Source organism: Nocardia cyriacigeorgica GUH-2, from assembly GCF_000284035.1.
Lineage (GTDB): Bacteria > Actinomycetota > Actinomycetes > Mycobacteriales > Mycobacteriaceae > Nocardia > Nocardia cyriacigeorgica_B.
In genome coordinates this window covers 4090483-4110951 of sequence record NC_016887.1, presented here as the reverse complement: position 1 = coordinate 4110951, position 20469 = coordinate 4090483, and the positions used below count along the sequence as shown (strand labels likewise).

Genomic DNA, 20469 nt, shown 5'->3' with positions numbered 1-20469 from the left:
ACGACGGTTCGACCATTCCGAGGAGGAACCATGACCATGCCCCAGCTCGCCACCGGCCACATCGGGCTCAACGTCTCCGACCTGACCCGTTCGGTCGACTTCTACCGCCGCGCCCTCGGCTTCGAGCAATTGGCGGCCAGCACCGACGACAGCCGGAAATGGGCCTTCCTGGGCGCCGGCGGCACTTTGGTGCTGACGCTGTGGCAGCAGAGTGACGGCACCTTCGTCACCACCAGCCCCGGACTGCACCACCTTTCGTTCCAGGTCGACACCATCGACGAGGTCCGAACGGTAGAGGCGACCCTGCGGGAGCTGTCGGTGGACTTCGCCCACGACGGTGTGGTGGCGCACGGCGAAGGCACCGCCTCCGGCGGCATCTTCTTCACCGACCCGGACGGAATCCGGCTCGAGGTCTACGCGCCCACCGGTGCCGAATCCGCGCCCGCGCCGAGTGGCGCCGCCCCCACCTGCGGCTTCTTCTGATCAACCGCGATCGACTGCTCGGACACCGAAGGAGGTACTCGTGACTACGCCGTTCCACGCCGGGGAGCGCATGGTGCAACAGCGGATGGGTCAGGCCGATATCGCCGCACGGGTCGGCCGGATGATCCGCCGCGATATCCCGGCCGTCGCCGCGGACTTCCTGTCCGAGCAGTCGATGGTCGTGGTCGGCGCCGCCGACAACGAGGGCCGGATGTGGGCGAGTCAACTGGCCGGACCGCCGGGGTTCCTGCGCGCGGCGGGCCCGGAGACCGTGCTGGTCGACACCCGGCCCGCGGCCGGCGACCCGCTGCACGAGGCCGCCTCACGCGACATCCGCATCGGCATGATCGCGCTGCAACCCCAGCGACGCCGGCGGATGCGCGTCAACGGCACCGCTTCGGCCGAGAGCGACGGCCTGCGCATCGCCACCGATCAGGTGTATTCGAATTGCCCGAAATACATCTCGCGCAGGGAGATCCGCTCATACGACCCGGGCGCGGTCGCCGCACCACGGCGCGCTGTCGCATTGGACGAGCGACAGCGCGTCGCCATCGCCGAGGCCGACACCTTTTTCCTCGCCACGGCGGATGCCGAAGGTAATGCCGACGCCTCCCATCGCGGCGGCAACCCAGGCTTCGTCGAGGTACTCTCACCCACCCGACTGCGCTGGCCGGACTATCGCGGCAACTCGATGTTCATGACCCTCGGCAATATCGCGATCGACCCCCGCTGCGGCATCCTGGTGCCCAACTGGACCACCGGGGGCAGTTTGCAACTCACCGGGACCGCCGAATTGTCCTGGAAACCGGACACCTTCGCCGCCGGTGCGCAGTGCTCGATCGAATTCACCGTCACCGAGGTCGTCGACACCGCGGCGGGTCCGCTGCGATGGGGGCCCGCCGAACTCTCACCCGTCAATCCCTGATCCGACTCCACGGAAGGAGTGGTCCATGCGACCCCCACTGCCCCCGTTCGATCGCAGCAGCGCCGAGGCGAAGGTGCGCGCCGCCGAGGACGCCTGGAACACTCGCGAACCCGAGCGCGTCGCCGCCGCCTACACGCCCGACTCGGTCTGGCGCAATCGTGACGAACACTTCGCCGGCCGCGCGGCCATCGTCGAATTCCTGACTCGGAAGTGGGCGAAGGAGAACGGGTACGCGCTGCGCAAGGAGCTGTGGGCCTTTGACGGCAACCGGATCGCGGTGCGGTTCCAGTACGAATGGCATGACGACGACGGCCGCTGGTGGCGCAGCTACGGCAACGAACAGTGGGAATTCGCCGCCGACGGGCTGATGGCGCGCCGGGAGGCGAGCATCAACGATGTCCGCATCGACGCCGCCGAGCGGCGCATTTTCGGACCGCGCCCGGCGGACGATCGGACGCCGTTGCCGCAGTGGTAGCCGCCGTCGGGCGCGTCGCTTGACTCGAACACCTGTTCGGCTAATCTGGTCGCCAGAACTTGTCGGTGCCGCCCTCTAATGTGGGCGCCAACCACAGAACGAGACTCACCCGTCGAAAAGGGGATCAGGACATGGCACCACAGGCGTACGACCGCGACAAGGCGCTCGAGCTCGCCCTGGCACAGGTGGAGAAGAGCTTCGGCAAGGGCGCGGTGATGCGGCTCGGCGAGGAGGCCCGCCAGCCGGTGTCGGTGATCCCGACCGGCTCCATCGCGCTGGATGTGGCCCTGGGCATCGGCGGTCTGCCGCGCGGGCGCGTCGTGGAGATCTACGGCCCGGAATCCTCGGGTAAGACCACTGTCGCCCTGCACGCGGTGGCCAACGCCCAGGCCGCGGGTGGTGTGGCGGCGTTCATCGACGCCGAGCACGCGCTCGACCCGGACTACGCCCGCAAGCTCGGCGTCGACACTGATGCGCTGCTGGTCTCCCAGCCCGACACCGGTGAGCAGGCCCTGGAGATCGCCGACATGCTGGTGCGCTCCGGCGCCATCGACATCATCGTCATCGACTCCGTCGCCGCCCTGGTGCCGCGCGCCGAGATCGAGGGCGAGATGGGCGACAGTCACGTCGGTTTGCAGGCCCGGCTGATGAGCCAGGCGCTGCGCAAGATGACCAGCGCGCTCAACAACTCCGGCACCACCGCCATCTTCATCAACCAGCTGCGCGAGAAGATCGGCGTCATGTTCGGCTCGCCGGAGACCACCACCGGTGGTAAGGCGCTGAAGTTCTACGCCTCGGTGCGCCTGGACGTGCGGCGCATCGAGACCCTCAAGGACGGCAGCGACGCGGTCGGCAACCGCACCCGCGTCAAGGTCGTCAAGAACAAGGTGTCGCCGCCGTTCAAGCAGGCCGAGTTCGACATCCTCTACGGCCACGGCATCTCCAAGGAGGGCTCGCTCATCGATATGGGTGTCGAGCAGGGCTTCATCCGCAAGTCCGGCTCCTGGTACACCTACGAGGGCGACCAGCTGGGCCAGGGCAAGGAGAACGCCCGCAAGTTCCTGCTGGACAACACCGATATCCGCGACGAGATCGAGAAGAAGATCAAGGAGAAGCTGGGCATCGGCGCCGACGTGACGGCGAGCGAAGAGGTCCCCGCCGATTTCTGATCCGAGGCCGGCCCGGCGCCCCGCACCCGGTGCGGGTGGCGTGCCGGCTGATCCCGTCGCGGCAATGCGGCAGCAGTTGGCACGCCTCGGCGTCGAGGTCCCCGAATCCACCGGCTCGCGGCCCGAAGGCCGGCGGCCGGCACCGGTTCGCCCGGCCGATGGTGGTTCGGCCGCGGCGAACACACGAGGAACTCGGTCGGACGCGTCCGATCCGCAGCGGACACGTTCGACCGAGTTCCCCGAAACCCGTGGTCGCGGTGGGCGATTCAGTGATCATCGGAACCGCTACGGCGCAGGGGGCGATGACGTTCCGGCGACTCGACGCCGCCGCCGCGGCGCCCGCGGTGCGGTGCCCACGTCCGACACCGACCGCTGTCCGACCAACCAGGACAGCGACCCGTGGGGCGAGCCCGATGGTCCGGACTCCAAGGAGCGAGGCGATCGTGGCCACCGGTCCGCACTGGACGACGACGGCTCCGGCACGCAACCCGGTGACGGTTCCCGGTTAGCCGCTCCGCGGCGGAACAGGGCCGCGCGAGGCGAGGCGCAGCCGACGGGCACCGAATCCGGCGGCACCGTCGAGCAGGCCAAGGACGCATGCCTGCGATTGCTCGCCGTCCGGGCCCGTAGCCGCGCCGAACTCGCGCAACGGCTGGCGGCCAAGGGATACACCCTCGAAGTGAGCGAGCAGGCACTCGACCGGCTCGCCGAGGTCGGGCTCATCGACGACGCCGCCTTCGCCCAGCAATGGGTGCAGTCCCGGCACACCTATTCCGGCAAAGGCCGCCAAGCCCTCGCCCAGGAACTGCGCCGCAAGGGCGTCTCCCAAGACGACGCGGCCCCAGCACTCGCTGCCGTCACCACCGACGACGAACACGAGCGCGCCACCGAACTCGTCCGCCGCAAACTGCGCACCATGCCCGCGAACCTGGACCGCGACAAGTCAATCCGCCGCCTCGTCGGCATGCTCGCCCGCCGCGGCTACAACTCCGCCACCGCCTACACCGTCGTCAAAGCCGAACTCGACACGGCCGGTTCGGACCTCGACCCGGACGAGCCGCTGCACGAGTAGCGCATCCGCTCGACGGCTCGTCGATCGGTCCGTGGGCTCGGCCGGCTCAGGCACGAGCCGGGCTTGGCCGGCTCCCCACCCGTCAATGGCCGACCAGAAACGCAAACGGCGCGCAGATCGCGAACGAGCGATCTGCGCGCCGAAAGACCCTGCGATTACGGAGCCTTGGTGATATCCACCCCCGGCGCCCCATCGGTGACCACGGAATCGGCGGCCACCACCGCGCCGCCACCCTTGCGGCGGCCGGCGCGCAGACGCCGCTCCAACCAGGTGGCGACCTGCGACAGCGTCATGTTCAGCACGATCATGATGATCGCGACCACGATCAACGCCGGGATGGTGTTGGAATCGGCGGCGCCCAGCTGCAAGCCGTTGCGCACCACCTCTTCGTAGGTGATGACATAACCCAGCGCCGAGTCCTTCAACGCCACCACCATCTGCGAGATCAGCGCGGGCAGCATGGCGGTGATGGCCTGCGGCAGCAGGATCAACCGCATCAACTGGCCCTTGCGCATACCCAGCGCGGCGGCGGCCTCGGTCTGCCCCTTGGGCAGCGAGCGGATACCGGCGCGCACGATCTCGGCGATGACCGACCCGTTGTAGATGGTCAGCGCGGTGACCACCGCACCGAGCGCCAGATACTCCGACTCGAACACGTTGTATTCGGAGTACAGCGCGAACAGGAAGATCATCAGGATCAGTACCGGAATCGCGCGCGCGACCTCGACGACCGCGCCCGCCACCCACCGCACTGGCCGGTGATCGGAGAGCCGGGCGATACCGAAGATCATGCCAAGCACCATCGCGAAGACGATCGACAGCATCGCGGCCACGATGGTGCCGCGCAGACCGGGCAGCAGATACGTCGTCCAGACGTCGGCTTCCAGGAACGGCTTCCACTTCTCGGCGTCGAACTGGCCCTGGTTGTCGAAGCCGCGGTAGACGAACCAGCCCGCCGCGATCACCACGGCGAGCACGATCACCGAATAGATGACGTTGCGCACCCGCGCCGCGGGGCCGGGCGCATCGAACAGAACCGACGGTTCCCGGCTCATCGGGCCACCTCGAATCGTTTGGCGATGTAACCGAACAGCAGACCCGTCGGCAGCGTCAGGACCACGAAGCCGAGCGCGAAGATCGCACCGATCGACAGCAGCGCCGCCTCGGTGTCGAGCATCTTGGCCATCAGGAACGAGGCCTCGGCCACACCGATGGCGGAGGCGACGGTCGAGTTCTTCGTCAACGCGATCAGCACACTGCCCAGCGGGGCGATCACCGACCGGAACGCCTGCGGCAACACGATCAGCCGCAGGTTCTGCAAGAAGCCGAGCCCCAGCGAACGACCGGCCTCGGACTGGCCCAGCGGCACGGTATTGATACCCGCGCGCAGCGATTCGCAGACGAAGGCCGCGGTGTAGACGCTCAGGCCGACGACCGCCCAGCGGAAGTTGTTCTCGGCCAGCGAGTTCGGCCCGTCGGCGGCCAGTTTGACGCGCAGCGTCGAATACAGGCCCAGCGAGCAGAACACCAGGATCAGCGTCAGCGGGGTGTTGCGGAAGACGGTGACGTAGACGGTGCCGACCCAGCGCGCCACCGGGACCGGCGAGACCCGCATGGCAGCCACGATGGTGCCGAGCACCAGCGCGCCGATCGCGGACAGCACGGTCAGCTTGATGGTGACCCAGAACGCGTCGAGCAGTTGGGAGTCGTACTCAGAGATCAAATCGAACACGGTGGGTGCGCGCCTCCGATCATGAGGTGAGGGCAGGGTCGGCGATCGGACGACCGCGCGGTGGGCGCGTCATCGGCGCCCACCGCGGTCGATCATCGGATCAGTACCGGTCCACCTGCGGAGCCGGCGGAGTCGGGTAGTTGGCGGCGCGCCCGACCGAATCCTGGAAGGCCTTGTCCCAGGCGCCTTCGCTGATCATCGCCTCGATGGCGTCGTTGATCTTGTCGCGGCTCTCCTGATCGCCCTTCTTCAGGCCGATGCCGTAGTTCTCGGTGGTGAACGGCTTGCCGACCAGCTTGTAGCGGCCCGGGGTCTGCGCGGCGTAACCGGCGAGAATGATGTCGTCGGTGGTCATCGCGTCGACCGCACCGCTGTTGAGACCCTCGAGGCACAGCGAGTAGGTGTCGTAGGTCTGCAGCTGGGTGTCGGGGAAGTTCTTCTCGATGTTCTGGGCCGGGGTGGAACCCTTCACCGAGCAGACCGTCTTGCCCGCGATGGTCTCCGGGCCGGTGATGTCGGTGTTGTCGGCGTTCACCAGCAGGCTCTGGCCCGCCACGTAGTACGGCCCGGCGAAATCGACCTTCTCCTTGCGCTGGTCGGTGATCGAGTAGGTGGCGACGATGAAGTCCACCTGGCCGTTCTCGATCAGCGTCTCGCGCTGCGCCGACGGGGCCTCCTTGAAGGTGATGCCGTCGGGCTGCACGCCGAGCTTGGCCGCGACGTAGCGGGCCACCTCGACGTCGAAGCCGCTGTAGGTGCCGTCGGTGTTGCGCTGACCCAGACCCGGCTGGTCGAACTTGATGCCGATGGTCAGCTTGCCTTCCTTGGCATGGTCGAGAGCGGTCTTGTCGTCTCCGCTACCGCAGCCCGCGGTGGTGGCGGCGGCCAGGGCCAGGGCGATGGCCCCGACTCCGAGACGGAGCGCACGGTTGATCCTCATCGATTTCCTTCTTCCCTCATTCTGGTTTTCGATGGCCGTGGTCGGTGGGCGGTGCAGCGCTCGGCGCGATCAGTGGCTGAGAATCTTGCCGAGGAAGTCCTTGGCCCGGTCGGACTTCGGGGTGGTGAAGAACGTTTCCGGCGGGGCGTCTTCGACCACTTGACCGTCGGCCATGAACAGCACCCGGTTGCCCGCTTTGCGGGCGAAGCCCATCTCGTGGGTGACCACGAGCATGGTCATGCCCTCTTTGGCGAGCGAGACCATGACCTCGAGGACCTCGTTGACCATCTCGGGGTCGAGGGCGGAGGTCGGCTCGTCGAACAGCATCACCTTGGGGTTCATCGCCAGTGCGCGCGCGATGGCCACGCGCTGCTGCTGACCACCGGACAGCTGGGCCGGGTACTTGTCGGCCTGGTTGGCGATGCCGACGCGTTCGAGTAGCCCCATCGCCTTCGTGCGGGCGTCGTCCTTCTTCATCTTGCGCACCTTGATCGGCGCGAGCATGACGTTCTCGAGGATCGTCTTGTGCGCGAACAGGTTGAACGACTGGAACACCATGCCGACATCGGCGCGCAGTGCGGCCAGTCCGCGGCCCTCGGCGGGCAGCGGCACTCCGTCGACGCTGATGTCGCCGGTATCGATCGGCTCGAGCCGATTGATGGTGCGGCACAGCGTCGATTTACCGGATCCGGAGGGACCCAGCACGATCACGACCTGCCCTTTGGGCACCTCGAGGTTGATGTCGCGCAACACGTGCAGAGCACCGAAGTGCTTGTTGACGTTGCGCATCGAGATCATCGGCGGCGCGGTGGCGTCCCCGCTGTCGGCGGCCCCGGTCGTTCCGGGCGCGTCGGTGGCGTCGGTCATGGTCCATGACCTTAAGCGGAAATCCGGGATTTGCCCGGCTTTCCGTGACACACCGAGTCGCCACGCCGAATCGACATGTCGCCGTAACCTGGCCGTCAGCCGGGCGCTGCCGTCTCCGGCGTCCCCGCGAATCCCGGACCGGGCCGAGGCGGCGACCGGGCGCGCGCGGCCGGTGACCTGCGGCACGATGCCGGTGCGGGGGCCGATGCGCCGCGAGCCCGCCACGACCCAGCCCGTACCCTGGACGGGTGGATTCGATCGGACAGGCAGTTGCGCATCCCGCCCTGGTCCCGGAGCGGACGGACGCACGCAGTTACGAGGTCCGCACCTTCGGCTGCCAGATGAACGTGCACGATTCCGAGCGCTTGTCCGGCCTGCTCGAGGATGCGGGTTATGTGAAGGCGGCCGCGGGCGAGACGGCCGACCTGGTGGTGTTCAACACCTGCGCGGTGCGCGAGAACGCCGACAACAAGCTCTACGGCACCCTCGGCCATCTGGCGCCGATCAAGGCCGGGCGGCCGGGCATGCAGATCGCCGTCGGTGGCTGCCTGGCGCAGAAGGACCGCGACACCGTGGTGCGTAAGGCGCCGTGGGTGGATGTGGTGTTCGGCACACACAACATCGGCTCGCTGCCGGTGTTGCTGGAACGCGCGCGGCACAACGACGAGGCCCAGGTGGAGATCCTGGAGTCGCTCGAGGCGTTCCCGTCGACGCTGCCGGCCAAGCGGGAATCCGCCTACGCCGGCTGGGTGTCGATTTCGGTGGGCTGCAACAACACCTGCACCTTCTGCATCGTGCCCTCGCTGCGCGGCAAAGAGGTCGACCGCCGTCCCGGCGATGTGCTCGCCGAGGTGCAGGCGCTGGTCGATCAAGGCGTGCTCGAGGTGACGCTGCTCGGCCAGAACGTCAACTCCTACGGCGCCTCCTTCGCCGACCCGGAGCAGCCGCGCGATCGCGGCGCCTTCGCCAAGCTGCTGCGCGCCTGCGGCGGCATCGAGGGCCTGGAGCGGGTGCGGTTCACCTCGCCGCATCCGGCCGAGTTCACCGACGACGTCATCGAGGCCATGGCGCAGACCCCGAACGTCTGCCCGCAGCTGCACATGCCGCTGCAATCGGGATCGGACCGGGTGCTCAAGGCGATGCGCCGCTCCTACCGGCAGGCGCGTTTCCTCGGCATCATCGACAAGGTGCGCGCCGCGATGCCGCACGCGGCGATCACCACCGACATCATCGTCGGCTTCCCCGGTGAGACCGAGGACGATTTCGAACAGACCCTCGAGGTGGTCCGGCGGGCGCGGTTCACCAGCGCGTTCACCTTCCAGTACTCCAAGCGGCCCGGCACGCCCGCCGCGGATATGCCCGACCAGCTGCCCAAGCAGGTCGTCCAGGAGCGCTACGACCGGCTGATCGCCCTGCAAGAGGAGATCTCGCTCGACGCGAACCGGGCACTGATCGGCACCGAAGTGGAGTTGCTGGTCGCCGAAGGCGCGGGCAAGAAGAACGCTGCGACCGCGCGGATGAGCGGGCGGGCCCGCGATGGTCGGCTGGTGCACTTCCGGCCCGAATCCGCCGAGACGATCCGGCCGGGCGACATCGTCACCGTCGACATCACCGGCGCCGCCCCGCACCACCTGATCGCCGACGCACCGCTGCGCACCCACCGCCGCACCCGCGCGGGCGATGCCCACGAACGCGGCACCACCCCGAAGACCGAACCCATCGGCGTCGGCCTCGGCCTGCCCCGCATCGGCGCCCCCGCCCCCGAACCGGTCGCCGCCGCGGGCTGCGCCACCGGATGCGGGACATGAGCGAGACCCCTCGCGATCCCGAAGACGCGGACCGCTCCCGCGAGGCCGGGAACGGGCCGGAGAGCGGCCCGCCCGCCGGCGATGATGCCGCCGCAACGAACGAACCCGAAGACGCAGCCGAAGGAAACGAGGACTCCGTGAGCTCGGTCGAGCAGACTGACGAATTCGAACAGTTCCGCGACGATCTCGACGCCGTCGAGCGCCGCATCGCCGGCGAGATCGATCCGGGTGTGCGGGCCATGGTGGTCGCCGTCGCGGTGTTCGCCCTGCTGGTGTCGCTGGTGCTCTCGCATGCGGGCGCGGCGCGCGGGTTCGACGTGCTGCTGGGCTCGGAGGTGGCCGCGACCGAGCACATCGGGTTGCCCTCGCGCATCTTCGTCTGGTTCGTCGTGGTGTTCGGCATCGGGTTCTCGCTGCTGGCGCTGATGACCCGGCGCTGGGTGCTGGCCTGGATCGCGGTGGCCGGTTCGGCGATCGCCAGCGCGTTCGGCGTGTTCTCCATCTGGCACCGCCAGACCCCCGGCCTCAACAACTACATCGGCGCAGGCCCCGGCATCGGCCTGGTGATCGGCACGCTCGCCGCGGTGGTGCTGACCTTCCACTGGGTGCGCGTGGTGTGGAGCCGCACGGCCTTGCAGCTGGCCGCCGAGGAGCAGCGCCGCATCGCGGCCGCGGCCGAGGAGGAGCGGGACCGGCGCCGGTTGCAGGGCGACGACTCCTGAGTTTCGAGCGGCCCCACGAGAAGGCGCACCCGGCTCTGTGCTCGGGTGCGCCTTATCTGTTCTCGTCGGTCAGCGGTTGCTGACGGCTCCCTCGGCCGCCTCGGCCCACTCGCGCCACTGCTTGGCCTGTTCGAGCGCCTTTTCCGCGTCCCTGGTCTTCCCGGCGGCGGTGGCCTTGGCGGCCTGCTCCTCGAACTGGGCGACCCGTTCCCGGAACTGCGCGGCGCGTGCCATGGCCTCGGGGTCGGTGCGCCGCCACTGGGCGTCAGCGGCGTCGCGCACCCGCTTCTCGATCGCGCGCAGTTTGCCTTCCAGCTCCTGCATCCGCTCGCGCGGCACCTTGCCGATGGCGTCCCACTTGTCCTGGAGTTCGCGCAGCGCGGCGCGGGCGTTGTCGAGGCTGTGCGCGGGATCGATGTGGGCGTAGGCGGCGAGCAGTTCCTCCTTGGCGGCGGCGTTCTGCTCGAATTCCGCGTCGCGTTCGGAGGCGGCGGCGTTGCGGGCGGCGAAGAACACGTCCTGGGCGCTCTTGAAGCGGCGCCACAGTGCCTCGTCGGCCTCGCGTGGCGCCCGGCCCGCGGCCTTCCATTCGGCAAGCAGATCGCGGAACACCGCGGCGGTGCCTGCCCAATCGGTGGACCCGGACAGCTCCTCGGCCCGCACGCACAGCTCTTCCTTGCGGGTCTTGGCGGCGGCGCGTTCGCGGTCGAGTTCGGCGAAGTGGGCGCCGCGGCGGCGGTTGAACGCCTCCCGGGCCTTCGAGTACCGCTTCCAGAGCGCGTCGTCGACCTTGCGGTCCACCCCGCGAATGGACTTCCACTCCTCGAGGATCTCGCGCAGCCGGTCGCCGGCGGCCTTCCACTGGGTGGATTCGGCGGCGATGCGCTCGGCCTCGGCGGCGAGCGCTTCCTTGCGCTCGGTGTGCTCGTGCCGGGCACGCTCCTTCTCCTCCTTGGCGTGCGCGGCCGCTTCCTCGGAATGCTCGGCGATGGCCTGCAACCGGCGGGCCAGACCGTCGACGTCGCCGATGACGGCGGCGGTCGGCAGCGATTCGGCGATGGCCAGGGCCGCGGCCTTGGTCTTGCGGGCATCGGCGCCCGCGGCCAGCCGGGCCTCCAGCAGCGCGACCTCGGTGGCCAGATCGTCGAAGCGGCGGCCGAAGTGGGCCAGGCCCTCGGCGGCATCGCCGGCCTGCCAGGACCCGACGACGCGTTCACCGTCGGCGGTCTTGACCCAGGCGGTGCCGTCTTCGTCGACGCGGCCCCATTCGCTGGGATCGGTCACCGTGGGGACGATGACCGGATGCGGGTGCTCGTGCGAGGCGCCGGGCGCCGGTTTGACGGCATGCGGTTTGGGGTGGGGAGAGCCGCCGGGTTTCGGCATTCCGGACGGTCGCGGGGTGGTGCCGGGGCCGGGTTTCGCGGTTCCGTTGCTGTCGGTCATTGCTCCTCGTCCCTGCCGCGCGTCACGGCTGCCTGGTTACGCCCTAGCTCATCCCATTGAACCCGGTCCGAGCCCTGGAAACCACATCGATCGAGCATGCACCGCGGTGTGGCGCCACGGACCCCGACCCGCGATGACCTGGGTTGGAGTACCTCGAACACTAGCAATTGTGGCCGGGTTTTCGGCACAGACACTCGAACCCACGCTGGCGCAGCCGGACTGGCAGGGCGTCGGGGCGCCGGGGCGGGCGACTACCGTTGACGGCGTGTTCTGTCTTGCGGCCCTGGTTCCCTCGCCGCCGATCCTGGTTCCCGAGCTCTGCGGTGGGCTCGGTGCGGGCGCGGCGGTCGCCGAGGTGCGCGCGGCGGCGCTGGCCGCGGTCGCCGACCTGGCGGCGGTGACCTCGCGGTGGACGGTGGTCGGCGTGGGCGCCGGCGACCGGGTGGCAGGACCTGAGACGGCCGGCACCTTCCGCGGCTTCGGTGTCGATCTGGCCGTCGGCCTCACCGGCACTGCGGTCGACGGCGTCGTCGCCGACCCGGATCTGCCGTTGCCGGTGCTCATCGCGGCCTGGTTGCGCGAGCAGGCCGCACCGGACGCGGTGGCGCAGGCCTGGATCGTCGACGCCGATACTCCCGCCGGACAGTGCGCCGAGCTGGGCGCGAAACTGCGCGCCGAACTCGACGCCGACCCCGAGCCGCAGGGCGTTCTCGTGGTCGCCGACGGCGCCAGCACACTGACCACCTCCGCTCCGGGCTACTTCCATCCGCGGGCCGCGGACCGGCAGGCCGCGCTGGAGAACGCGTTGCGGACGGGCGACCGCGACGGCCTGCTCGCCTTGGATCCGGGTGCGTGTGCCGAGGTCGGCATGCACGGCCGCGCCGCCTTCCAGGTGCTGGCCGGGATGTTCGGCGCCGACCCGGCCGCGCCCACGGTCGATACCCGCTATCAGGACGCCCCGTTCGGCGTCGGCTACCAGGTCGGCCTGTGGTGCCCGGACCGCGGAGCGGAGCAGCGGTGACCGCTTCGCGCACCCCGATCGCCGTCGTCGGACCGACAGCCACCGGGAAGAGCGATCTGGCGCTCGACCTGGCCGAACGCCTCGACGGCGAAATCGTCAATATCGACGCGATGCAGCTGTACCGCGGTATGGACATCGGCACCGCCAAACTGCCGCCGGACCAGCGCCGCGGCATCGTCCACCATCAGCTCGACGTGCTGGAGGTGACCGATACCGCCACCGTGGCCGCCTATCAGGCCGCCGCGTCCGCCGATGTCGAGGCGATCATGGCCCGCGAGCGCACGCCGGTCATCGTCGGCGGCTCGATGATGTACGTGCAGGCGCTGCTGGACCAGTGGGTTTTCCCGGCCACCGATCCGGAGGTCCGGGCCCGCTGGGAGACGCTGCTGGCCGAGCGCGGGGTCGCGGCCGTGCACGAGGCCTTGCGCGCCGCCGACCCGGCCGCTGCCGCGACCATCCTGCCCACCGACGGCAGGCGGATGGTGCGCGCGCTCGAGGTCGTCGAGCTCACCGGTCGGCCGTTCGCGGCGTCGGCGCCGGTGATCGGGCGGCCGCGCTGGGGCACCGTCATCATCGGCGTCGACCGCGAGACCGCCGAACTCGACGAGCGTATCGCCCGCCGCACCGACCTGATGTTCGACACCGGCCTGGTGGAGGAGGTGCGCGGGCTGGTCGAGCGGGGGCTGCGGGAAGGGCAGACCGCCCGCCGCGCCATCGGATATGCCCAGGTCCTGGCCTATCTGGACGGCGAATACGACCTCGCCCACGCCAAGGAACGGACCTTCATCGGCACCCGCCGCTACGTCCGGCGCCAGCGCTCCTGGTTCCGTCGCGACCGGCGCGTGCGCTGGGTCGACGGCGCCGACCCGGACCTGCTCGCTACAGTCGCCTCGCTGCTCGTCACCCCCGAGCCCGCCACCCCGCCGAGCACCCCGATCGATACTGAGGAGCGCACCCCGCAGTGACCCGACGCGTCAGTACCCGCAACGCCTCGGTGCAGGTGTGGCAGGCCTATCTGAACAACCGCACCAAGCGGCACCGCGACCGCCGGTTCCTGGTGCAGGGCGTGCGCCCGATCACCCAGGCCATCGCCAACGACTGGCCGCTGGAGACGCTGCTGTACCGGCTGGGCGGGCCGGAGCTGTCGAGCTGGGCGCGCGAGCTGCTGGCGACCACCGATGTGCCGCAGGTGGGTCTGGTCCCGGAACTCATGGCCGACCTGGGTGAGAAGTCCGGCGGAGCGCCCGAGGTGGTCGCCGTGGCCGAGTCACGCACCATCGACCTGGAGACCTTCGAACCGGGCGAGCCCGGTGACGCGCCGGTGGTGGTGGTCTTCGACCGGCCCAATTCGCCGGGCAATCTCGGCACGCTGATCCGCTCGGCGGACGCCTTCGGCGCCGACGCGGTGATCGTCACCGGCCACGGCGCCGACCAGTACGACCCGCAGGCCGTGCGCGCCTCCACCGGTTCGCTGTTCGCCGTCCCGGTACTGCGCACCGCGGGCCCGGCCCAGATCCTCGCCTTCCGCGAGCGGCAGGTGAACCGCGGCATCCCCACGCGCGTCGTCGGTACCGACGAAGGCGGCTCGCACGCGGTGTTCGATCACGATTTCACCGAGGCCACCATCCTGGTGGTCGGCAACGAGACCAGCGGGATGAGCGCGGCCTGGGCGCAGGCCTGCGACGACATCGTCGACATCCCCATGGGCGGGACGGCGAGCTCGCTGGGCGCACCGTCGGCGGGTGCGGTCGCGCTGTACGAAATTTCCCGGCAACGCCGGACGTTTGCCAGATGACCACGACGAGAGGCGGCCGGCACGTGCCAGACACCGACAGCATCGAGTTCACCAAGGGCCACGGCACCCAGAACGATTTCGTGGTGCTGCCCGACCCCGAGGTGCGGCTCGACCTCACCGCCGAGCGGATCGCGGCGCTGTGCGATCGCCAGCGCGGCCTCGGCGCGGATGGGGTGCTGCGGGTCGCGCGCGCGGGTGCGTTGCGGGACCGGGGAGTGCTGACCGAGCTGCCCGAAGGTGTCGGCGCCGACGACTGGTTCATGGACTACCACAATGCCGACGGCTCGATCGCCGAGATGTGCGGCAACGGCGTGCGGGTGTTCGCGCACTATCTGGCCGCATCGGGGCTGGAAGGCCGTGCGGAATTCGTGGTCGGCAGCCGCGCGGGTGCGCGGCCGGTGACGGTGCACACGGCCGGGCCGGTGCACGGCGAGGTCACCGTCGCCATGGGCGAGGTCCGTGAGCTGGGCGAATCCACCGCCACCGTGGCCGGCTGGGCCTATGCCGGGATCGGCATCGACGTCGGCAACCCGCACCTGGCCTGCGTCGACCCGGAACTCACCGCCGACGCCCTGGCCAAGCTCGACCTGACCGTGGCTCCGGGCTACGACCCCGACCTGTTCCCGCAGGGTGTGAACATCGAGCTGGTCACCGCCCTGGATGCGGCAGGCGCGGTCGATATGCGCGTCTACGAACGCGGCGTCGGCGAGACCCGCTCCTGCGGCACCGGGACCGTGGCCGCCGCGTCCGCCGCCCTGGCCGCGACCGGTTTCCGGATCACCGAGGACACCGGCGAGGTGACCGTACGCGTGCCCGGCGGCGAAGTCCGCGTCGGCCTGGACGGCGGCCGGGCCTGGCTGCGCGGTCCATCGGTGCTGGTGGCGACCGGCCGGATCGCCGCCGAGTGGTGGCAGAGCGCGTGAGCCGGCCGCCCCGGCGGATAACCACATGCGCTGTCCTGGGATTTCGTGGCAGCATGGATGGTGTATGAGGAATTCAGAGTCTTTCGATATGACCAACGGTAGTGATCTGTTCGACGGCGCCGACGACGTGGACGGCGCCGAGTTCGACGACACCGATGTCACCCCCGTGGCACCGAGCCGCCGCGGCGGCTGGGCGCCCGAACCCACCACCGGTGAACTCCAGCTCGAAGACCGCAGCGCCCTGCGCCGCGTCGCCGGGCTGTCCACCGAGCTCACCGATATCACCGAAGTCGAATACCGCCAGCTGCGCCTGGAACGGGTTGTGCTGGTCGGGGTGTGGACCGAAGGCAGCGCCGCGCGTGCCGAGGCCAGCATGGCCGAACTCGCCGCGCTCGCCGAGACCGCCGGCTCCGAGGTACTCGAGGCGCTGATCCAGCGTCGCGACCGGCCCGACCCGGCCACCTACATCGGTTCCGGTAAGGCCGAAGAGCTGCGCTCGGTCGTGCTCGGCAGCGGTGCCGACACCGTGATCTGCGACGGTGAACTCACCCCCGCCCAGCTCACCGCGCTGGAGAAGGTGGTCAAGGTCAAGGTGATCGACCGGACCGCCCTGATCCTGGACATCTTCGCCCAGCACGCCACCTCCCGCGAGGGCAAGGCGCAGGTCGCGCTGGCCCAGATGGAGTACATGCTGCCGAGGCTGCGCGGCTGGGGTGAGTCGATGTCGCGTCAGGCCGGTGGCCGCGCCGGCAGCAACGGCGGTGTGGGTCTGCGCGGTCCCGGTGAGACCAAGATCGAGACCGACCGCCGCCGCATCCGCGAGCGAATGGCCAAGCTGCGCCGCGAGATCCGCGAGATGAAGACCGCGCGCGACACCATGCGCTCGCGGCGCACCTCCAGCGGCATCCCGTCGGTCGCCATCGTCGGCTACACCAATGCCGGCAAGTCCAGCCTGATGAACGCGCTCACCGGATCCGGTGTGCTGGTCCAGGACGCGCTGTTCGCCACCCTGGACCCGACCACCCGGCGCGCCGAACTCGACGACGGCCGCGAGGTGGTGTTCACCGACACCGTCGGGTTCGTCCGGCATCTGCCCACCCAGCTGGTCGAGGCCTTCCGCTCCACCCTGGAGGAGGTCACCGGCGCCGACCTGCTGCTGCACGTGGTCGACGGTTCCGACGCGCTGCCGTCGGAGCAGATCAAGGCGGTGCGCGAGGTCGTCACCGACGTCATCCGCGAATCGGGCACGCCCGCACCGCCGGAACTGCTGGTGGTCAACAAGATCGACGCCATCGACCCGGTCGAGCTCACCCGGCTGCGCGCGCTGCTGCCGGGGGCGGTGTTCGTCTCCGCGCACAAGGGCACCGGCATCGACGAACTGCGCGACCGGCTCGCCGAGGTGCTCGGCGGACTCGACGTCGAGATCAGCGTGCTGCTGCCCTACACCCGCGGCGACCTGCTCGCCCGCATCCACGCCGACGGCCGGATCGAGAGCTCCAGCCACGAGGAAGCGGGTACCCGGGTGCATGCGCGGGTTCCGCACGCGCTGGCCGCGGCGCTGTCGGAGTACGCGCACGCGGGCACCGCCGTGGCTGACGGACCGGCATCGTAACCACCGCCGGTTTCCGGCACGTGAACAATGCCGCAGGTCAGCCCTGACCGCATATCCGATGCGACACAGTCGATTTCGTTGCGTTATCGTCATCGAATCGACATCAGGAGGGTTCATGTCGCACGACCGTGCCCCGCACGACACCGCCGTGCTCAGTGACGGTGCGCCGCTGTCGGTATCGCTGAGCGATACCGACCTGCGCGTCATCGAGACCTTGCTCGCCCCGCTGCGCGCGTGGACGAGCCCGCGGTTCTACGGGCTGGAGAACATTCCCGCCGAGGGCCCGGTGCTGTTGGTGGGCAATCACAACCTGCTCGGGGGGATCGACGCACCGCTGCTGCTGCCGGAGGTGCTGCGCCGGCGCGGCAGGCTCATCCGCGGACTCGCGGAGAACGTGCTGATCGCCGTGCCCGGCGTGCGGCATCTGCTGCACCACTACGGCTCGGTGCGCGGGACCAGGCAGAACTGCCTGGCGCTGCTGGAACGCGGCGAGGCGGTGATGGTCTTCCCGGGCGGCGGGCGCGAGGCCGTGCGTCGCAAGAATGAGAAGTACCACCTCAAATGGGAGGGTCGCACCGGCTTCGCCCGAATGGCGATCGAGGCCGGCGCGCCGATCGTTCCGGTGGCGATGATCGGCGTGGACGACGCCTACGACATCATCGTCGACGGCGATCACCCGGTGCTGCGGCCGCTGCGCTGGGTGGTCGAGGCGCTCGGCATCAACCGCGAACTCACCCCGCCGCTGGTGCGCGGCATCGGCCCCACGCCGCTGCCGAGGCCGGAGCGGTTCTACTTCGCCGCAGGCGCGCCGATCGACCCGGCGCCCTGGCGCGACGCCCCTGATCTCGGCGCCGCCGCGGTCGAATTGCGGGCCGTGGTGCGCAAGAGCCTGGAAGAAGAGTTGCGGTTCCTGTTCGCCGAACGCGACCGCGATGCGGGCCGCACGCTGGCCGGCCGGGTGCGCGGTGATCTGGGCGCGTTCGCCTCCGGCGCGATCGACCGGCTGCGGCGGTTTCGTTTGTCGTGAATCTCCTTTGATCATCTTCGGCGCCGCTACTCGAGCAGGTGAGGCGACGAATTCGGGGAGTGAAGTGAACAGCGATTCTCATTCCGGGTACGGTGGGTGACAACGACGGACCGGTGCGGACCGGTTCGTGTGGTCACTAGGAGGTTGGTGTGGAGCGCACACTGTTCGAACCCGAGCACGACCTGTTCCGGGAGTCGTTCCGCAAGTTTCTCGACACCCACGTCGCGCCGAACCACGCGACGTGGGAAGAGCAGGGCATCGTCGACCGGTCGGTGTGGACCGAGGCCGGCAAGCAGGGCTTCCTCGGCATGGCCGTGCCGGAGGAGTACGGCGGCGGCGGGGTGAAGGACTTCCGCTACAACGCGGTGATCACCGAGGAGACCGTGCGCGGCCAGTACTCCGGCCTGGGGTTCTCGCTGCACAACGACGTCATCGCGCCGTACCTGCTGGAGCTGGCCAACGACGAGCAGAAGCAGCGGTGGCTGCCCGGCTTCTGTTCCGGCGAGATCATCACCGCGATCGCGATGACCGAGCCGGGCACCGGTTCGGACCTGCAGGGCATCAAGACCCGCGCGGTGCGCGACGGTGACGACTGGGTGCTCAACGGCTCGAAGACCTTCATCACCAACGGCATCAACGCCGACATCGTCATCGTGGTGGCCCAGACCGACCCCGAGAAGGGCGCGATGGGCTTCAGTCTGCTGGTGGTCGAGCGCGATATGCCCGGCTTCGAACGCGGCCGCAACCTCGACAAGATCGGCCTCAAGGCGCAGGACACCGCCGAACTGAGCTTCAACGACGTCCGGGTGCCCGCGGCCAACCTGCTCGGCACCGAGGGCATGGGCTTCATCCACCTGATGCAGAACCTGCCCCAGGAACGCATGTCCATCGCCGTGATGGCCGCCGCCGCCATGGAGGCCTGCCTGGACATGACCTGCCAGTACGTGCGTGACCGCAAGGCCTTCGGCAAGCCGATTGGCGCCTTGCAGAACACCCGTTTCGTGCTGGCCGAGCTGGCCACCAAGACCACCGCCGTGCGCATCATGGTCGACCGCTTCATCGAAGATCTGAACGCGGGCAAGCTCTCGGTCGAGGACGCCGCCATGGCCAAGTGGTGGAGCACCGAGGAGCAGCTCGACCTCATCAACCGCTGCCTGCAACTGCACGGCGGCTACGGCTACATGAAGGAATACCCGATCGCCAAGGCCTACATGGACGCCCGCATCCAGACGATCTACGGCGGCACCACCGAGATCATGAAGGAGATCATCGGCCGTTCCCTGAAACTGGCCTGATTTCCGCGTACCGCGCTGAACGCACCGCCCCGTCCCGCCGATTCCGGTGGGGCGGGGCGGTTTCGGTAGACGCTCGGTCCCGGGCTAGCCGCGCGACGCCAGACCGGCGCCGGTGATCAGGGGCAGGTCGAGGGTGGTGCGGATGCCTGCGGGGGCCGCCACCACGGCGGGGATCGCGTTGACCAGGCGCATGGCGGTGCCGACGAGGCTGGCGTGGTTGTGGTCGCCGTTGTCGCTGAACATCGCCAGGTCGAGGGTGTAGTGCGGTTCGCCGGTGACCTCGACGCGGTAGGAGCCGCCTGCGCGGGCCGGTTGCGGCCAGTCGGGGGCGAGGTCGGCGCGCAACCGGGTGACGTGCTCGAGCACCGTGACGGCGCGCTCGCCGACCATGCCGCGCACCTCGAAGCGCAGACCGGCCGCGGTGCCCTTCTCGATGATGCCGGAGTCGATGTCGAAGGTCTCCGGGGCCGGGATCCGTTCGTAGGTCTGGGTGACGGCGTCGAGTTCGATATCCAGCCCGGCCGCCAGCTGCCGGACCACGCTGCCCCAGGCCAGCGACAGCACACCCGGCTGCAACAGCAGCGGGGTCTGCTCCATCGGCTGACCGAAACCCATGATGTCGAACATGACCGCGGGATTGTCGTAGGTCGAATAGTCGACGATCTCCAGACACCGCACCTGGTCGACCCGGCGGCAGGTGCCCAGCAGCGCCAGCGGCAGCAGATCGTTGGCGAAGCCGGGATCGATCCCGTTGACGAACAGCGACGCATTGCCCGCCGCCGCGGCCTCCTCCACCGGCCCCAGCAGCTCGTCCGGGATGACTTTCCACGGGTACTGCACAAACACCGGCGCGCTGGCCACCACATTGATCCCGGCCGCGAGCAGGATGCGCAGATCTTCGAGGGCTTCCATCAGCCGGTTGTCGGTCATGGCCGTGTACACCACACAGTCGGGCTGCAGCGCCAGGATCCGCTCGGTGTCGGTGGTGGCCGTGACGCCGGTCGGGTCGGCGCCGATGAGTTCGCCCGCATCGCGGCCGTCCTTGTCCGGGCCGGAGACCCGCACACCCACCAGTTCCAGTCCGGGATCGTCGAGCACGCCGGCGAGCGCGTGCCGCCCGACATTGCCGGTGCCCCAGTGCACTACGCGATAGACCATGG

20 protein-coding genes are annotated in these 20469 nt (G+C 69.4%); 14 read left to right on the top strand and 6 right to left on the bottom strand.

Annotated elements, in window-relative coordinates:
- Positions 1 to 30 precede the first annotated feature (30 nt).
- The 5 genes from NOCYR_RS18580 (at position 31) to recX (ending at position 4124) form a co-directional block, all read left to right on the top strand.
- Positions 31 to 483: a VOC family protein gene (locus NOCYR_RS18580; RefSeq protein ID WP_014351942.1), complete on the top strand. Its 453-nt coding sequence runs from the start codon at positions 31 to 33 to the stop codon at positions 481 to 483.
- Positions 484 to 553: 70 nt separating this feature from the next.
- Positions 554 to 1408: a pyridoxamine 5'-phosphate oxidase family protein gene (locus NOCYR_RS18575; RefSeq protein WP_048834282.1), complete on the top strand. Its 855-nt coding sequence runs from the start codon at positions 554 to 556 to the stop codon at positions 1406 to 1408.
- A gap of 25 nt (positions 1409 to 1433) precedes the next feature.
- Positions 1434 to 1883, top strand: a complete 450-nt coding sequence (locus tag NOCYR_RS18570; RefSeq protein ID WP_014351940.1) for a nuclear transport factor 2 family protein — start codon at positions 1434 to 1436, stop codon at positions 1881 to 1883.
- 131 nt (positions 1884 to 2014) lie between these two features.
- A complete protein-coding gene (gene recA / locus NOCYR_RS18565) occupies positions 2015 to 3052 on the top strand; it encodes a recombinase RecA (protein ID WP_014351939.1) in 1038 nt (345 codons plus the stop codon).
- A 460-nt stretch (positions 3053 to 3512) separates the two neighbouring features.
- On the top strand, positions 3513 to 4124 hold the full coding sequence (gene recX, locus NOCYR_RS18560) for a recombination regulator RecX (RefSeq protein WP_081505605.1): 612 nt from the start codon (positions 3513 to 3515) through the stop codon (positions 4122 to 4124).
- 155 nt (positions 4125 to 4279) lie between these two features.
- Here recX and NOCYR_RS18555 read toward each other — a convergent pair whose 3' ends face one another.
- The 4 genes from NOCYR_RS18555 to NOCYR_RS18540 form a co-directional block, all read right to left on the bottom strand.
- Positions 4280 to 5179 (bottom strand): amino acid ABC transporter permease, encoded by a 900-nt coding sequence (locus NOCYR_RS18555; RefSeq protein ID WP_014351937.1) that lies wholly within the window; start codon positions 5177 to 5179, stop codon positions 4280 to 4282.
- Positions 5176 to 5856, bottom strand: coding sequence for an amino acid ABC transporter permease (locus tag NOCYR_RS18550; RefSeq protein WP_014351936.1), 681 nt, complete (start codon positions 5854 to 5856; stop codon positions 5176 to 5178). Before NOCYR_RS18550 ends, NOCYR_RS18555 begins: the two co-directional genes overlap by 4 nt.
- A 100-nt stretch (positions 5857 to 5956) precedes the next feature.
- Entirely contained in the window at positions 5957 to 6796 is an 840-nt protein-coding gene (locus NOCYR_RS18545; RefSeq protein ID WP_014351935.1) for a glutamate ABC transporter substrate-binding protein, read from the bottom strand.
- Positions 6797 to 6865: 69 nt separating this feature from the next.
- Complete coding sequence (locus tag NOCYR_RS18540) at positions 6866 to 7594, bottom strand: amino acid ABC transporter ATP-binding protein (protein ID WP_175587100.1); 729 nt, start codon at positions 7592 to 7594, stop codon at positions 6866 to 6868.
- Positions 7595 to 7911: 317 nt separating this feature from the next.
- Here NOCYR_RS18540 and miaB point away from each other — a divergent pair, with 317 nt between their 5' ends.
- Positions 7912 to 9471, top strand: coding sequence for a tRNA (N6-isopentenyl adenosine(37)-C2)-methylthiotransferase MiaB (gene miaB, locus NOCYR_RS18535; protein WP_014351933.1), 1560 nt, complete (start codon positions 7912 to 7914; stop codon positions 9469 to 9471).
- Entirely contained in the window at positions 9468 to 10193 is a 726-nt protein-coding gene (locus tag NOCYR_RS18530) for a hypothetical protein (RefSeq protein ID WP_231855958.1), read from the top strand. The genes miaB and NOCYR_RS18530 overlap by 4 nt, the downstream gene beginning before the upstream one ends.
- Before the next feature lie 69 nt (positions 10194 to 10262).
- Here the strand turns inward: NOCYR_RS18530 and NOCYR_RS18525 are convergent, their stop codons facing one another.
- Positions 10263 to 11636 carry a DUF349 domain-containing protein gene (locus tag NOCYR_RS18525; protein WP_014351931.1) on the bottom strand — a complete coding sequence of 458 codons (1374 nt, stop codon included), beginning with the start codon at positions 11634 to 11636 and terminating at the stop codon, positions 10263 to 10265.
- Positions 11637 to 11901: 265 nt separating this feature from the next.
- Between NOCYR_RS18525 and NOCYR_RS18520 the strand changes: the two genes are divergently transcribed.
- The 7 genes from NOCYR_RS18520 (at position 11902) to NOCYR_RS18490 (ending at position 19309) form a co-directional block, all read left to right on the top strand.
- The gene (locus NOCYR_RS18520; protein ID WP_014351930.1) at positions 11902 to 12657 is read left to right on the top strand and encodes a hypothetical protein; all 756 of its coding nucleotides are present in this window, start codon (positions 11902 to 11904) and stop codon (positions 12655 to 12657) included.
- Positions 12654 to 13622, top strand: coding sequence for a tRNA (adenosine(37)-N6)-dimethylallyltransferase MiaA (gene miaA / locus NOCYR_RS18515; RefSeq protein WP_014351929.1), 969 nt, complete (start codon positions 12654 to 12656; stop codon positions 13620 to 13622). The genes NOCYR_RS18520 and miaA overlap by 4 nt, the downstream gene beginning before the upstream one ends.
- The gene (locus NOCYR_RS18510; protein WP_014351928.1) at positions 13619 to 14452 is read left to right on the top strand and encodes a TrmH family RNA methyltransferase; all 834 of its coding nucleotides are present in this window, start codon (positions 13619 to 13621) and stop codon (positions 14450 to 14452) included. Before miaA ends, NOCYR_RS18510 begins: the two co-directional genes overlap by 4 nt.
- Before the next feature lie 41 nt (positions 14453 to 14493).
- The gene (dapF, locus tag NOCYR_RS18505) at positions 14494 to 15375 is read left to right on the top strand and encodes a diaminopimelate epimerase (protein ID WP_048834277.1); all 882 of its coding nucleotides are present in this window, start codon (positions 14494 to 14496) and stop codon (positions 15373 to 15375) included.
- 88 nt (positions 15376 to 15463) lie between these two features.
- A complete protein-coding gene (hflX, locus tag NOCYR_RS18500; protein ID WP_014351926.1) occupies positions 15464 to 16987 on the top strand; it encodes a GTPase HflX in 1524 nt (507 codons plus the stop codon).
- A 115-nt stretch (positions 16988 to 17102) separates the two neighbouring features.
- Positions 17103 to 18014 (top strand): lysophospholipid acyltransferase family protein, encoded by a 912-nt coding sequence (locus NOCYR_RS18495; RefSeq protein WP_014351925.1) that lies wholly within the window; start codon positions 17103 to 17105, stop codon positions 18012 to 18014.
- A 149-nt stretch (positions 18015 to 18163) separates the two neighbouring features.
- Positions 18164 to 19309, top strand: a complete 1146-nt coding sequence (locus NOCYR_RS18490; RefSeq protein ID WP_014351924.1) for an acyl-CoA dehydrogenase family protein — start codon at positions 18164 to 18166, stop codon at positions 19307 to 19309.
- An 84-nt stretch (positions 19310 to 19393) separates the two neighbouring features.
- On the opposite strand, the gene NOCYR_RS18485 is transcribed toward NOCYR_RS18490, so the two are convergent.
- Complete coding sequence (locus tag NOCYR_RS18485; RefSeq protein ID WP_014351923.1) at positions 19394 to 20467, bottom strand: diacylglycerol kinase; 1074 nt, start codon at positions 20465 to 20467, stop codon at positions 19394 to 19396.
- Positions 20468 to 20469: the final 2 nt, after the last annotated feature.